The 15186-nt window shown below is 36.2% G+C and carries 15 protein-coding genes and 2 pseudogenes; 11 read left to right on the forward strand and 6 right to left on the reverse strand.

Features of this window, described 5'->3' with window-relative positions; all coding sequences use genetic code 11:
* Nucleotides 1-23: 23 nt before the first annotated feature.
* Both ACMAYL_RS15215 and ACMAYL_RS15220 read right to left on the reverse strand, forming a co-directional pair.
* Nucleotides 24-929, reverse strand: coding sequence for a segregation and condensation protein A (locus ACMAYL_RS15215; protein WP_103217668.1), 906 nt, complete (start codon nt 927-929; stop codon nt 24-26).
* Nucleotides 930-963: 34 nt separating this feature from the next.
* The gene (locus tag ACMAYL_RS15220; protein ID WP_103217667.1) at nt 964-1623 is read right to left on the reverse strand and encodes a site-2 protease family protein; all 660 of its coding nucleotides are present in this window, start codon (nt 1621-1623) and stop codon (nt 964-966) included.
* 138 nt (nt 1624-1761) lie between these two features.
* Between ACMAYL_RS15220 and ACMAYL_RS15225 the strand changes: the two genes are divergently transcribed.
* From ACMAYL_RS15225 to ACMAYL_RS15245, 5 genes are all read left to right on the forward strand, one after another.
* Entirely contained in the window at nt 1762-2172 is a 411-nt protein-coding gene (locus ACMAYL_RS15225) for an NUDIX domain-containing protein (RefSeq protein ID WP_412470388.1), read from the forward strand.
* A complete protein-coding gene (locus tag ACMAYL_RS15230; protein ID WP_412470389.1) occupies nt 2160-3116 on the forward strand; it encodes a hypothetical protein in 957 nt (318 codons plus the stop codon). Before ACMAYL_RS15225 ends, ACMAYL_RS15230 begins: the two co-directional genes overlap by 13 nt.
* The gene (locus tag ACMAYL_RS15235) at nt 3113-4084 is read left to right on the forward strand and encodes a hypothetical protein (protein WP_412471310.1); all 972 of its coding nucleotides are present in this window, start codon (nt 3113-3115) and stop codon (nt 4082-4084) included. The genes ACMAYL_RS15230 and ACMAYL_RS15235 overlap by 4 nt, the downstream gene beginning before the upstream one ends.
* A gap of 148 nt (nt 4085-4232) precedes the next feature.
* Nucleotides 4233-4445, forward strand: coding sequence for a hypothetical protein (locus ACMAYL_RS15240; RefSeq protein WP_412471311.1), 213 nt, complete (start codon nt 4233-4235; stop codon nt 4443-4445).
* Between the two features lie 8 nt (nt 4446-4453).
* A complete protein-coding gene (locus ACMAYL_RS15245) occupies nt 4454-4648 on the forward strand; it encodes a hypothetical protein (protein WP_103217662.1) in 195 nt (64 codons plus the stop codon).
* Here the strand turns inward: ACMAYL_RS15245 and ACMAYL_RS15250 are convergent.
* Nucleotides 4645-5544: a hypothetical protein gene (locus ACMAYL_RS15250; protein WP_412470390.1), complete on the reverse strand. Its 900-nt coding sequence runs from the start codon at nt 5542-5544 to the stop codon at nt 4645-4647. The genes ACMAYL_RS15245 and ACMAYL_RS15250 overlap by 4 nt on opposite strands.
* A 155-nt stretch (nt 5545-5699) precedes the next feature.
* Between ACMAYL_RS15250 and trmB the strand changes: the two genes are divergently transcribed.
* The 6 genes and pseudogenes from trmB (at nt 5700) to ACMAYL_RS15280 (ending at nt 13369) form a co-directional block, all read left to right on the forward strand.
* Nucleotides 5700-6452 (forward strand): tRNA (guanosine(46)-N7)-methyltransferase TrmB, encoded by a 753-nt coding sequence (trmB, locus tag ACMAYL_RS15255; RefSeq protein WP_103217660.1) that lies wholly within the window; start codon nt 5700-5702, stop codon nt 6450-6452.
* 20 nt (nt 6453-6472) lie between these two features.
* The gene (gene dnaG / locus ACMAYL_RS15260; RefSeq protein ID WP_103217659.1) at nt 6473-8359 is read left to right on the forward strand and encodes a DNA primase; all 1887 of its coding nucleotides are present in this window, start codon (nt 6473-6475) and stop codon (nt 8357-8359) included.
* Nucleotides 8360-8378: 19 nt separating this feature from the next.
* Nucleotides 8379-8585, forward strand: a pseudogene (locus ACMAYL_RS15265) (RNA polymerase sigma factor region1.1 domain-containing protein); the annotation flags it as partial.
* Between the two features lie 75 nt (nt 8586-8660).
* A pseudogene (locus ACMAYL_RS15270) lies at nt 8661-8769 on the forward strand (sigma-70 factor domain-containing protein); the annotation flags it as partial.
* Between the two features lie 62 nt (nt 8770-8831).
* A complete protein-coding gene (gene rpoD, locus ACMAYL_RS15275; protein ID WP_412471325.1) occupies nt 8832-10130 on the forward strand; it encodes an RNA polymerase sigma factor RpoD in 1299 nt (432 codons plus the stop codon).
* Between the two features lie 104 nt (nt 10131-10234).
* Nucleotides 10235-13369 (forward strand): DEAD/DEAH box helicase, encoded by a 3135-nt coding sequence (locus ACMAYL_RS15280; protein WP_412471312.1) that lies wholly within the window; start codon nt 10235-10237, stop codon nt 13367-13369.
* Here ACMAYL_RS15280 and ACMAYL_RS15285 read toward each other — a convergent pair.
* From ACMAYL_RS15285 to ACMAYL_RS15295, 3 genes are read right to left on the reverse strand one after another with little or no spacing between them, the layout of a single operon-like run.
* The gene (locus tag ACMAYL_RS15285; protein ID WP_103217656.1) at nt 13366-14106 is read right to left on the reverse strand and encodes an inositol monophosphatase family protein; all 741 of its coding nucleotides are present in this window, start codon (nt 14104-14106) and stop codon (nt 13366-13368) included. The two genes, ACMAYL_RS15280 and ACMAYL_RS15285, sit on opposite strands and share 4 nt — an antisense overlap.
* Nucleotides 14107-14127: 21 nt before the next feature.
* Complete coding sequence (locus ACMAYL_RS15290; RefSeq protein WP_412470393.1) at nt 14128-15012, reverse strand: hypothetical protein; 885 nt, start codon at nt 15010-15012, stop codon at nt 14128-14130.
* 4 nt (nt 15013-15016) lie between these two features.
* Nucleotides 15017-15151, reverse strand: coding sequence for a hypothetical protein (locus ACMAYL_RS15295; protein WP_255407613.1), 135 nt, complete (start codon nt 15149-15151; stop codon nt 15017-15019).
* Between the last annotated feature and the right edge of the window lie 35 nt (nt 15152-15186).

The raw sequence follows: 15186 nt of genomic DNA on the forward strand, positions 1-15186 counted from the left end.
TTGTGTGCTCTCTCTAATAGCGCTTATTGCGCTACTTGTTCCATATTTTCTAATTCTTGTGTTTCAATCTTATCTTTTGACTCATTCTCATCATCAAACCCATCGGCTTGAGTAACATCGAAGTCATCAAGAGTCTTCACAACATCAACGTAAACTTGCCCAAAGCTTTCATTTTGGAAAACCTGTACACGCTTAAGTCTAGCAAGTTCTAATAGTGAGATGAATGTAATTACAACGTTATCAATTGTGTTCTTACCGTCTGCAGACATTTTTGCAGTATCTTCACCAGTCGTCGTTGCCATTCGGCTATTGCTATCATTTTCAAGTAGTTCATCTAGATTTGTTTTTTGTCCCACTTGTAGATATGTCTTTAAGAATTCTAATTTTTCTTTAATCGATAAACGGTCACGCTTAATAACTGTATACTTACGATTTTGACGGAAAATGAAATCAATCATCGTATCAGTTAGCTTCTCAAGCTCCATTGGAGTAAGAATTGAATTAACAATCTCCTTACGATTTACCTTTGGTTTTACGAAAATATCTTTTCCCGTTTGAGGAAGATCAAGAAGCTTTTGACCCATCTTTTGGTAAAGGGCAAGCTCTTCAAGACGACGAACAAGCTCCGCATGAGAAGTGATATTTAACGAGCTCTCCGAACCAAGCTGACTTTGAAGTTTAGCCTGCTCCTCTTCAGTAACTGCATTCTTTGATTTAAGAAGGACTAACGTCGCAGCTAAGAATAAGTAATCTCCTGCAATATCAAAGTTAAGCTCTTTCATATTTGCTAGATAATCTAAGTACTGCTTAGTAATTCTAGTAAGGTCTAGCTCTTTAATCGACATTTGCTCTTTTTGAATAAGAAGCAAAAGCAGTGAAAGTGGACCATCAAATGTATCCGTTTTAACCTTAATCGTTGTGTCTAACATGTGTTAATTCCCTCAAATCCCTCAATTAACTTAATTAAGAGAGAATACCTGCAAAAGTATTCATTAATACCATCCCTAGCTGCATAACCGGTCTGATCATGTAACCAAAGATAGGTGTAAACCAAAGAATTAGAATAAAAATAAAACTAAATCTTTGAAGTTCTTCATATTTTCGTGCTGAGTTGTAATCTAAGTAAGCTGCAACCATTTTCGATCCATCAAGTGGAGGAAATGGAATTAAGTTAAAGACCGCCAGTAAGATATTAATAAATACCGAGTACTGAAGCATATCCATAAATTGCGTCTTTAATGAGAAAGTCGCTGGAACATAAGCGTAAACCATTCCAAAGAATAGCGCAGATAAAACCATAAGTATTAAGTTCGCTCCAGGGCCTGCAAAGCTTACCCAGAAGATCCCTGATTTCATATTTTTAAATCGACGAACATCCACAGGTACTGGCTTGGCCCAACCGAATGGAACTCCGCCAAGCATAATTCCTACCATTGGGAAAATTACTGTTCCAACTAAGTCCACATGTGGAATAGGATTTAAAGTTAAGCGCCCAATTCTTTCGGCCGTATCATCACCATATCTCTTGGCCATCCAACCATGTCCAAACTCGTGAAAAGAGATCGCTAATAGAAAGCCCGGCAGGGCCAAAGTCAATGTATTGATAATTCGCATTAAATCCATCGCAATAATCTACCAAAAACCACGGGAATCGACAAAAATTTGCGCCGCAAAATGAACGGAATGTAAGACAAATTAAAGAAATTAACCTCCAAATTTGCCCAAGGCATTGAAATTAAATTTTTTTGCTATAATAAACCTATGAATACGCGTCATAAAAAGGTTCAGGTTGTCACTGTGCACAATGATTTAAAGGCCATTCTTCTACTTGAGATGAAGGAAGATCGTGGTTTTGGTTGGCAAAATGTAACAGGATCTGTTGAGCCTGAAGAAGATATTTTTACAGCTGCCAAACGTGAGCTACTTGAAGAGACTTCAATTAGTGCTGCAGAAATAATTCAACTAGATCAAAAATTTGAATTTCATGATCGCTGGAACAAGGATGTGACGGAGTATTGCTTTCTTGCAAAAACCAATCAGAAAGAAGTCATCATTTCCCCACAAGAACATCAAGGCTACAAATGGGTTTCATTTGATCAAATAACAAAGAAGGATTTTAAGTACGAAAGTAACTTCATTGCATTTCAAAAGGCCCTTGAATGTCTCGACTAATTAAATTCATCATCACTTGTCTGCTTATTCAACAAACATGTGTGGCCCAAAGCTCTTCTGACAAGCTGTTTGAAGACTTACGAAGAATTAATCTAAAAGAGGAAGCTGTTAAAACAAAGGCGAAACCACGCTTTAAATACATAAAGAATAATTTAAAGGCGAAGACTTTTCGAAGTGTTATTTTGGCAAATTCATTAATTGAGTCACTTGATGGAAAAAGTTACTATCGCATAAAAGAGAATACAATCATTAGAACTAAAGAAGTATCACCGGGTTCACGCTATTTCTTTATCCTTCCAAGTGATGGAAATGAAGATAATGTGAAGTACGTTACCTTAAGTACGAACCTAGATCATTTAGAAACAATTTTAACTTTCAACAATGAGAAATTTACTCCTTTTAAACAAGATAAATTCAAAGCAATCGAATACGATAAGAAGCAAATACATACTTATACACAGATAAGAGCAGGATTAGGGAGCTCAACACCGAACTTCTTTCTTGATAATATTTCACTATCAAGCACCACTCTTGCTTTAGAAGCTGGAGTTGAAACGTTTACAAATATCCCTGTCTTTCTTATTGCTGAATACCTAGCACAAAATAGTGGCCAAGAAGTCCAACTCACATCTTTTTCAATAGGACTACGCACAGAATATCGTTATCACATAAATGAAAAGTCGTTTATTGCCGCCGGCCTTAGTGCCCAACGATCACTCTACACTTCAGCAACAATTGATAATTCTAAAGTAGATTACACAATCGATTCATTTGGTATCAATGTAAATTACAATTATGCAAAATACTTTGTAAGCTTAGACCTTAAAATGCAAAATTATGCATTTGATTCAAGTGTCGTTTTACCAGCTGCAAACCTTACTAATGATAATTCTGCGACAGCTATTAGCTTTAATATTGGCAAGGAATTTGAGGTTTCAATATGATCAAAAAGCTAGTCTTCATTATACTTTTGACAACTTCTGTCTTTGCAACAAATGGAATCATTCGCGTCCATGAAGCCCCTGTTGTCAGCAAGCCAAATGAAGATGGCCACATCCTAATGAAATTGAGAAAAGGTACCAAAGTTTACTTGCATCCAAACTACTTGAACGAAGAGGACTACTACGTAACTCTTACGAGAGATGGAAGAAAAGCCTATATTAGAAAGGACTTTATTAAGCTGATTTTAAATAATGAATCAGAAGATCTCGGCAACACTATTTATGTTAAAAATGATCCAACTGATTATGTTATTGCAGAACCTCTTCCTGATGAATATCCATTAAAGGGGCGCCCTCTTCATCGCGCCCAATTTGATCTCATCTTTAAAAAAGGTGTCTCTTCTCGTTATGCCTACAACTCTGAAGTTCAGCAAGAAAGTACAGGTTTTGAAGGAAGCTTAAATGTGAAGTATCTAAGCCCAGCAACATTTGATGATGGGAACCGCCTCTACTACGGCTTTTTCGGAGGTGTTACGACAGGGCAAGCGGAGTATCGACTTAATGGCGATATCTTCACAACAGAGAGTAATATTCACTACTCGTTTGGGCCAGTTGTTTCATATACGTTTCACAAGAGACAGTATTTTGAAATCGAATCAATGCTACAAGTTGGACTCAATTACCAAAGACGATTTGTTAATCAAGATGATGAAACAAATGGAATTGCAGAAGAGAAACTATTTAGTGGCCTATTTTTTAATGCAAGACTTTCAATAAATTTATCCCATAAAAGAATCTTCGATTCTTCCACATTTTATCTTTATCATGGCCCTGTTATCGACATTCGACTTCCATCAACACTTGAGTCAGATGGTCAATTTACAAATTCTCAATTATGGCCAGATAATAAAATCTCGACAGACCTTGAAGGAACATTTGGTTACAATGTCGGATTCACGTATCGTTACTAGCCTTTCGGCATTTCTCTAGAGAACATCGGCAAAAAATTCCGTTCATAAATAGTACTCACTTTTTTTTAAAAGAAAAAATTAAAGCGACGATAAAGTTAGTGTCATTGTTTTAGCAAGGATTGCAAAAACTATTTCAGGAGGATGATTTATGACAATTCAACACAAAGGTACAGAAGTTCTTTTTCAAAAACTAGGTAACAACTGGTTTATCTTTGCAGAAATCAACAACGAAGTAATTTATTCGACAATGCCTGATGGTATGGATCCATATACAACAAAACTAGAGTTATATGAAGTAATTGAGGAACACATGAAAAGAGTTTCTACAATGAAAAAAGGTGCAGCTGAAGCAGTTGCTTAGGAATTCTCATGGGTGTTAAAAAATATACTCACTTATTTAAGGGTGCTGACTCACGTGAAAACTCAGCACCTACTGCCCCTCAAGGCAATAAGAAGATGAAGCAAGAAGTTGAACAACTTCAAAAGCTCATTCAAAAGCGTTTAGAAAATCCACAAGAAGCAAAGAAAGCAGCTCGTCTTATTGAGCAAATGTTAAAAGGTTAATTTCGATTGAAGTTGGCAACAGCTTCAATTAGACCCTTTAGCTCACATTGCTTTAAAACCTGGACGACTTCTGTATTCACATTATAGATCTTACAACTCTCTCTTTCGTCCAAGACAAGGTTTTGTCCGACAAAACTTCTAGTAAAGTTATTATAGGATTGGCTTTCCATTTTTTTCATTCCTAAAATCAAAGCTCGATAGAGTCTCTTATTAGTTTTTCTCACATAGAGATAAACTGGATAACGATAATAGATAAAGTTTTTTGTATCGATGAGAAGATTCTCTTTTTGGTTGAGCACTTCAATAAATGCTTCAGAAACTCCCCTAAGAGTATAGTCTGCTCGACTATCAGTTAGTGCACCGTAGATGTCATCAAATGTCTCAACTGCAATTAGTTTAAACTTAGATTTTTCTAATATTTTATAATCGCGCCAATTCTTATTAAATGATACACGCTTTTTCTTATACTCTTCAGGGGATTTTATCGCTTCAAATTTCATGCGATCTTTATACTCATAAACCGGCAAGCGAAGTCCCATCAAGCCAGATAAGATCGGGGCCTCTATTTTTTTAAAATCTGCTAAATCCCAATTTTCAGAAGGAGAATAAATAATATCACCTTTCTTATAAGCTCCCGACTCCACACATTCTTTCTCATTTCCGCACTCAAGGCTCTTAACTTTAAAATCACCGAAGTCACTTCGAGAAAGTGTTAATATCTCCTCTAGAAAATAGCGAAAATACTGATGTCGATAATGTCCTTGAATAATACTAACTTCATGCTCCTTGTATGTGGGAGTAGGATCAATAGAAGCTGGCCCTCTGCTCATTGCATCGAAGGCATGGGCCACTTGAGAGAGATGAAAAATTAGAAAAAGTTGCAAAATAAACTTCATACTACAGTTTCCATAGCTTTTGAGTTAATTAATACTTAATTATCCCTAATATTTATTTATGAATACCTCTTCAAAACCTTGTAGAAAGGTTTTAAAGCCTTGCCTGAGCGCCTTCAATTTGATAACTAGGTGCAATAATCATTTAGGAGTATAAGTTGCCAGTAAAATCAGACGCTCAAGAAGCGACAAACGATCCATTTGCGTACAAACAAGACCAAGACAAGTCATTTGCTAAGGACTTTCAGTACAAGCACCGCAACCCTTACCATGATAAGTTAGAGGAATTTAGTGAATTTGTTCTAAGAGATGAAGAAGCTGAAGTTCACCGTGGTAATTGGAACAAAGAAGTGTTCACGCAAGATGGCGAGTTATGCCTTGAGATCGGAACTGGATACGGCCACTTTATGCTTCAATACTGTGATGCTTATAGAGACCAAAACTTTGTTGGTTTAGATTATCGTTTTAAGAGAAGCTACGCCTTAGCTAAGAAGTTAAAGTCACTTCCATATCGTAATTTTAAATACTTAAGAGCTAAAGGTGAAAGAATCGAACACCTTTTTGCAGAGAATGAATTAGATAAAGTATTCTACTTCTTCCCTGATCCATGGCCAAAGGCGCGTCATCACAAGAAGAGGCTATTTCAGCTTCCTTTCCTTGAGAGAGCATACAAAGTTATTAAGCCAGGTGGATATTTCTTTGTGAAGACTGATCACGATGGTTATGCGGAGTGGATGAAGGAAGTTATCGAGAAACAGGACCTATTTGAGCTTGAACTCGAGACAAAAGATCTATGGAACGACGCTCCAGATCACCTACTTTGCCAATTTAAAACAAAGTTTGAGAAAATATTTATCGAGCAAGGTGTAAATATTAAGGCTTTTGTTCTAAAATCCAAAAAAGCAAATTAATAAGCTAGGTTAGCACACACATGTCATTACAAAGACTGCGCGAAAAGATCGTCAATGAGATCCCGATTTCTGATTTAATCGAGCGCTATGGTGTGCACTTAGTTCGCAAGGGCAACAACCTTTATGGGGTCTGTCCATTTCACGACGACACAAATCCTTCGATGTCTGTTGTTAACGACAAGAAGATCTATAAATGCTTCTCATGTGGAGCAGGTCACAGTCACTTCGACTTCGTTATGAATCTTCAAAACCTCGAATTCATCGAGGCCATGAAAGATATCTGCGATAAGTTTGGTATCGATTTCGACTCTTATACAAATACTAAAGAAAAGTCGAAAGAGTTCATTTATGCTGAAAAAATTCTTAAAGTTGCATCAACTATCTACTTTCAGTCAGGGCGAAACCTCAAACCTGAACAGTATTTAGACTTTTTAAAGAATCGTCATTTAAGCAATGAAATTGCAGATCTCTATCAACTAGGATTTGCTCCTAAAAAAAATAGCATCTACGACTATATATGTTCCCTTCCGGCCAAAGACCGTGGAGAGATTCTACAGACGGCCCTGAAAATTGGTATCGTTAAATATAATGCCGACAACAAGTCCCATTATGATACTTTTCGTGAACGCATAATGTTTCCGATTTGGGACCATTACGGTAAAGTTATCGGCTTCACTAGCCGACGAATTCATGAATATCAACACGCTAAGTACATGAATTCTATAGAGTCGTTCATCTTTAACAAGAGAAACCTTCTCTATGGCCTCCATCTTGCAAAATCATTCATTAGAAAGCGCGATAGCGTGATTATAGTTGAAGGAAATATGGACCAAATTGCAAACTACAAGAAGGGTTTTGAAAATAGTGTCGCAATCATGGGGACGGCCCTTGGCGACAACTCTCTTCGTACGCTTAAGTCCATGACAAAGAATATTTATCTTTCGCTTGATAATGATGAAGCTGGTTTTAAGGCTTCACAGAGGGCCAATCGCCAATTTCTTGAAACAGGTATTATCCCTAAGTTTGTCGATCTAAATCCCCATAAAGATCCGGACGACTTCCTTGAAAAGGAAGGTATCATTGCCTATCAAGACAGAATTGATAACGCTGTTCCATTTATTGACTATGAATTTTCAAAATTACTACCAGATCGTAAGATTGAAATTCTGGATGAAAAGCTAGCTCTTCTAAAACAGGCATTTGATCTTGTATCTCCACTAGGTAAAGACCTGAACGCTATCGAAAGACTTGTTAGTTGGGCAAAAAAACTTAATCTTGAATCAAGTAAAGACAGTATTATCGAGAATTATGAAGATTTCTTAAAAAATGAGAAATCTCCAGCCTTTAAGCCGGCCATTGAAGAGAATCCACCAATGGAAATGGTTCCAGCTGAGTTTGACGAAGACTATATGGCAAGTTTCATCGAAAGTGATGCAAGTGTGATGCCAATAATGGATGAAGTTGAAGCTCCAATCTCAAAAACGGAGAAGACTTTACTGCTTGCTATCGTTGAACATCCGGATTGTCTTGAGTATGATGAAATGACCGATCTGCTTGATTTTATGCACTCAGATAGGGTAAAAGAATATATTTTAAATCTGAAAAATTTAATCTTTGAAATAGATGAGAGGGAATTTAAAAACTTTGCGCTTTCGAGTTCTTCCAAATTCGGCCTACATGAAATAATCGATGAGGGCATAAAGAAATACAAAGGAATCAAACTAGAAAAAGAGGGAGCGTTTAAAATTATTAAAGACCTTAAAACAAAACTTGAAAGAGTTAGTCTAGAAGAAGAAATTGGTCGCTTAGATTCTGAGAGAAGTAATATTACAACTCAAGAAGAAGAAACTAAGTTGAATGAAAAGATTTTTAAAATCCGAAGAAAGCTTCACGCTTTAAAAAAGTAAAAGACTGGAGAAACCAAACATGTCAAGTGCTGCACAATTTTTAAAATCAAAGGGTTTCGAAAAACTTATCGCTCGCGGTAAGGATCAAGACTCTCTAACTCCAGAAGAAATTAACGATGCTATTCCAGCAAGTTTAATTGCTCCTGAAGAACTTGACCTCATTATGCTAGCTATCAGCGAATCAGAGATTGAAGTAACTGATCATGAAGTTGAAGAGGAAGATGAAGGAATCAAGCTTGACGGTACAGAAATTATTGAAGAGACGCTTTCAAAAGAAGAGAGAGCTGAACTTAGAAGTGCCTCAACTGATCCTGTAAAATTATATTTAAAGAGAATGGGTTCTGTTGCCCTTCTTACAAGAGAAGGCGAAGTTGTAATTGCAAAAGAAATCGAAGAAGGTGAAAGAGAAATTATTCTTTCTTCACTTAAATCGTCTCACGCGATTGCAGAAATCATTAACCTAAAAGATCGTATCACTGAACTAGAAAACCCAACTGAGTTCGTAAGAGAGCTTGTACGTGGTCTTGATGATGAATCAACACAAAAAGACATTGATAAGGTTAAGAAAACAATCATCAATGTATGTGATGAGCTTAAAGAAATCTATGACTCTTCACTAAACGAAGATGATGGAACTCTTGATAAATTTTCAAAAACTGAAAAAACAAAAATGGACTCTATTGCAACAGAGCTTGCGGATCTTACTTTCAACAGAAAGATCATCAATAGCTTCGTTGAACCAGTTAAGAAGTACTACCTACAATTTAAAGATCTTTACGAGCAACAAGATCGTATCTTTAAATTCCTAGAAGTCGAAACAATTGAAGCTTACCGTGATCTTCATGAAAAGATTATGGAAGACGATGCATTCAAACGTGCATTCGCTAAAGAGCTTTACACAACTGATGCAAAGGTAGAGCAACTAGTTCGTAACCAAGAAGATATTCTAAGAAAACTAAGAAGACTATCACAAGAAGCTGGAATGAGCTTTGACGATATCGAGACTGTTTACAAGATTATCACTAATGGTGAAGAAAGAGCTGACCGCGCGAAGGCTCAACTAGTTGAAGCAAACTTAAGACTTGTTGTTTCTATTGCTAAGAAATATACAAACCGTGGTCTACAATTCCTTGATCTAATTCAGGAAGGTAACATCGGTCTTATGAAAGCTGTTGATAAATTTGAGTACCGTCGTGGTTATAAGTTCTCAACTTATGCAACTTGGTGGATTCGTCAGGCCATTACTCGTGCCATTGCTGACCAAGCAAGAACAATCCGTATCCCAGTTCACATGATTGAAACAATCAACAAGATGGTTAGAACTCAAAGACAACTTATCCAAGAACTTGGGCGTGAGCCAACTCCAGAAGAAATTGCTGAGAAGATGGAAATGCCTGTTGATAAGGTTAAGAAAGTTCAAAAGATCTCTAAAGAGCCAATCTCTCTTGAAACACCAATTGGTGAGGAAGAAGATTCTTCTCTAGGAGACTTCATTGAAGATAAGAAAATTATTTCACCTGCAGATGCTGTAATGAGCATTACATTATCTGAGCAAACTCGTTCAGTACTTTCAACTCTTACTCCAAGAGAAGAAAAAGTTCTAAGAATGAGATTTGGTATTGGTGAGAAATCTGACCACACTCTAGAAGAGGTTGGACAAGACTTCTTCGTAACTCGTGAACGTATTAGACAGATCGAAGCAAAAGCACTTCGCAAGCTAAGACATCCTTCTCGAGCAAAACTTCTTAAGTCATATATCGAAAATAACTAAGTAATTCAGGCCCCTATTAAGGGGCCTTATTACTTGAGCTAACTAAAACTATTACATTCCTTAATTTTGCGTTATAATAAGGCTTTTAGACATAAAAGTAATATATGACACAAGAACCTGGACTCGACCTAGCAAAAAAATATTTTTCAACTCTGGCAATTTCAAAGGCCAGAAAAGTTCTCAGCCTTGGGAAGGTCTCTCTTTCATTTAAGAAAGGAAGTCTTGATGGTTACCTAATTACAACAGGTATTATCAAAGAAGACCGTCCTTATGAGTCTAAAGTTGTTTACAAGAAAAGACTTGAGGGAACTGACGAGTCTCCACTCTCAACTTCATGTGACTGTTTAGAGTGGACAAAAGAAAAGCACTGTCACCATACAGCTGCGCTCTTTATGTACTATATTGCGACAACAAACGATCAGTCAGATACAAGTACTCACCTTCCACCAATTGGAGGATATGGTGTTTACCCTCTTGAGTATGGAACAATTCTTAGTGGACCACACGAGCTAGAAAATGCACCTCATGGCCCGACATACTCTACACTAAACTATTCTTTAACATCTAAGAAAACTATTGAATTCCCTATCCCTGAAAATCTTTCTGGGAAACTTGTTTTCAATATTGCTCCAAATAAAGAGCAACGTGTTGATTTTCAGGATGACTTAAAATCGAGTATTCGTTTTGCCTTACTCGATGATGAGGGAAAAACTCATCGAAATATTAGTATTTTTGAAAGTATATATTTATTTAATTGGGATACTGGTCATTTATATTCGCTACCAAGTGAACTAAAAGAGTTCTTTTCGACTCTAAGATCAAACTTAACATCATATAAAATCGATGATGCCTTAAATCTGGCTTATTCAGAAAGGCTAGAAAAATATATCGCATTTGAAGTTGAAGGAAACCAATTCGATATTTCAAGTATTGAGTCTCCTGACTTAAGAATTTATATAAACAACTCTCAAAGAAAGGGTTACAACAACTTCTCAATTGAATTTTTCAATAAGGAAGATAAGAGGACTAGGCCTCCACAATTTATGGCCTCTCTCACTTTTGAAGGTGGCTATCTTGATCTTTTTAGAAAGAAAATTGAAGCCTATCACTTCCTAAGAGAAGTTCAACACTACTTTGAAACAGGTGTTGATAGTTATAAAAAGTCACTATCAGGAAAATCGAAAAAGTCTTCGTGGATTCGCCTTATTTCAGAAGTTGTTAGTAAAGACTATACGCTGAGCTTTGATCACGAAAATCATAAGCTTTATAAATATGATAATAAGCTTCAACGCCTTTTATTTAAAGTTATGGTAACAGAGTTTGGAGATCACTTTTTCCGCTACTCTTACCTTTACAGAGATACTAACGAAGTTATCTTTCAGGTATCAATGTCACAAATTACCCAAGGTCTTTCTAAGTTATTTACGGTAACAAAACCTTACGGTGTTGAAATTTTCTATAATAATAATGAAATCAAAAACTGGAACTCGCGAATACGCTTTGAAAGAAAGCAAATTGGGCGCTCAGGTTGGTTTGATTTAGAACTAGAAATAAATGACGTCGACCAAGAAGTCCTCAAGAACGTCGATTTGGACAATAGTATTGCCATTACTAAAGATGGTGTCATCTTACTAAACAATGAGCAAAAAGATCTTTTAAAATTTGTACAAAAATATACAAAATTTGAAGCAAAAGAAGAGATACAAGATGGAAAATTTAAAAAATTCATCTTACCTTTTTCTCGTGCCAGAATTTTTGAATTATTTGAACTTAAGAAAATTGGTCTAGAGGGCGCGCTTACAGAAGAAGAAATTGCGCTTTGTGAAAGACTTCAAAATCTAGAAGGTATTCCAGACTACCCTATCTCTGAACATCTCGGTTCAACTCTTAGGGCATACCAAAAGACTGGTTACAATTGGCTTAAATTTCTACATGAAAATAAGCTTGGGGCCTGTCTTGCAGATGACATGGGTCTTGGTAAGACAATTCAAACAATCGCCTTTATTGAGAGTATCTACGATAAGATCGATAAAGTTTTAATTGTTTGTCCAGTTTCCCTACTACTTAACTGGGAAAATGAATTTAAAAAATTCTCGGATATCGATGTTCATATCTTCCACGGTGCAGACAGAGAATTACCTGAAGATAGTAAAGCGAAAGTAATCCTAACTTCATATGGAATCTTAAAAAGAGAACTTGAAGCTGAATTTGAAGAATCACATTATGATGTACTCGTTCTGGATGAAGTTCAGCACCTTAAAAATATGCGCTCTCTTGGAGCGTCATCTGCAAGAAAAATCAATGCAGACTTTAGAATCTGCCTAACGGGTACACCTGTTGAAAACGATCTTGCTGAATTCTTCAATATTATTGATCTTAGTATACCTGGTATCTGGGGAGATCTAAGATTCTTAAGATCTAGCTCTACTCCTAAATCAAGAGTATACGCGAGAAAAACTGCCGCCCCATTTATCCTTAGGCGTACGAAGAATCAAGTTCTCACAGACCTTCCTCCTAAAATAGAGAATAATGTTCTCCTTAGTTTTGATGAAGGCGAAGACGAGTTTTACAAAAACAAATTACAATCAATTAAAGATAATATTAATAATGCTCCTAAGAACAAGAAGTATGGAGAAATTCTCAAAGGGCTTCTTGAATTACGTCAAAGTTGCCTGTGGCAAAATCATAGCAATAAAACGACAAAGGATATTAGAAGTCTTACTTCAACAAAAGTTGACTACCTAATTGAAAGTTTAGAACAAATCGTTGAAGAAGGTCACCAAGTTATCGTCTTCTCACAATTTACGACTTATCTTGATATCATTGGTTCTGCTTTTGATGGCCAATGTTGGAAGTATTCTCGAATTGATGGTTCTCTGAATGTTAAGAAGCGACAAGCAGCAGTAGATGAATTCCAAAGTGGGAAAACAAAGCTTTTCCTTATTTCTCTAAAGGCCGGGGGTGTTGGTCTTAACTTAACAGCAGCAAGCTATGTCTTCATTATGGATCCTTGGTGGAACCCAGCTGTTGAATCTCAAGCAATCGACAGAGCTTATCGTATTGGTCAGAAAAATACTCTAAACGTATTTAGACCTATTATAAAAGGTTCAGTTGAAGAGAAAGTCTTAAAATTACAAGATATCAAACGTGAGCTATTCAAAGAACTTCTTCCTGAAGATGATGAAGAACTATTCAGCGGAAAACTCACAATGAAAGATTTTGAAGAGTTATTTAACTAAGAATTTTTTAAACGATTCACTTCTTTATGAACAGCTTCTTTTAACTCATCTCGACAGAAGATGAATGGTCCTTTTAACTTCTTTGTTGAAAGATCATCAATCTCATCTGAGTAGATTCCTCTAGAGTGACAAATAATTACTCCAGCAGCAATATCCCAAATATTCTTATCTCGAAATGAGATTACACATTCTGCTGCACCTGCTGCGAGAAGACCTAATTTAAATGCAATTGAACCTAGTGGAGTTATCCTGAAGTTATGCTTAAAATCTAATTTATTAGCACCCTTCTCCCACTCTGAACGGGAGATCATAATATTTACCGCCTCAGCATGAGCATGGCGACTTCCAAGTGGATATTTCACATCACTTGTAATCTCAAATCCAGTAAAAGGATTATAAATCCAACCAAAGTTTCGATCATCGTGAATATCAGCAGAATATAAAATAGCTAAAGATACAGCACATTCACCGTACCCCTTGGCAAATTCTCGAGTACCATCAATTGGGTCTAGAACAATGACAGGAAACTCAAAGCTCTCTTGGTCCTCTTCTGAAAAGAAATTAAAATCAAAATTTGATTCATGAAAAACCTTTTTCACTTGATCAGACACAAAAATATCAAATTCAGTTACAATACTCTTATCGGCCTTTCTTTCAATAGACATATCACCCCACACCATTGTGTCGAGTTTAGTATGAATACTGCTCTTTATTTCTTCTAATTCATTTCGATACATTCTTGGTCCTAGTGGATATGACTATCTTATGTGAAAGACGAACTCGTGCTTAAAGGTCTTTTCTTGCTCTAAATCGATTAGTCCCTCTTTCGTATAAAAGTCATTATTTGAATCTAGAGCATCAGTAACTCCAAAGGCTGGCGCAATCCTAACAAAGTTCGCACCTGGATATGTCCAAATTGATAAATATGGAATATTCCCTAGATCTATATTAACCGACTTCTCATTTAAAATATTCTTAAGAGCGATACTCTTTGACTTAATATCCTTAAATACCATTTCTCCACCTCTAAAATTTTCTTGAGTGAAGAAAACACGACAATCTTGAACAACTTTTTTATTATCCGCATCATGAAAGTTAACTAAATCATTTTCAAGAAAATACGCTCCACGCTCTTCTTGAGTTGAAAACTCAATAAAGCAATCATCATGCCCTTCTGGTCCTAAAGGAACATTGAAAGTTGGAGCAAAGCCTAAAGAGAAGAACATTTCTTTTTTATCAAGGTTTTTAATAACAAAAGAAACTGTAAGTTTTGGCCCATAAACCATATAAGTAACTTCAATACTGTAGCGAAATGGAAATATAAGCTCTGTATCGGGGCTATTCGTATGAACGAAGGTAATTCGATCTTTACGATGATTTTTGACTTCGAATTGGAAGTCTTTAAGAAAGCCATCCTTTTGCATGTGATAGTATTTTCGACCTAACCAATACTGATCATCCTTAAGTTTTCCTACAATTGGAAAAATTATTTGTGGCTTCCAAGGGTTTAGAGTTGGATGACCTTGCCATAGATATTCAACATATGATTCAAGATCAAATATTGATAATAGCCCAGCTCCCTGCTTCGTAACTGAAACTCTAATAAACTCACTTTCTAAATGGTAAATCTGATCCTGATTCATCAAATCATCCTCTAATAAATATGATAACAGTTTTTGGCCCATCGTGAAACTCATAAGCACCTGAATTTAGGCAATATATTTCATTGTGGAATAGATCACTCATTTCATTTGTGAAAAAAGTCCAAATATATTCGGCCATAGGTTAAAAATCCTTCAAGTTAGAAGCAAACATGA

Source organism: Halobacteriovorax sp. RT-2-4 (genome assembly GCF_047085445.1).
Taxonomy (GTDB): Bacteria; Bdellovibrionota; Bacteriovoracia; order Bacteriovoracales; family Bacteriovoracaceae; genus Halobacteriovorax_A.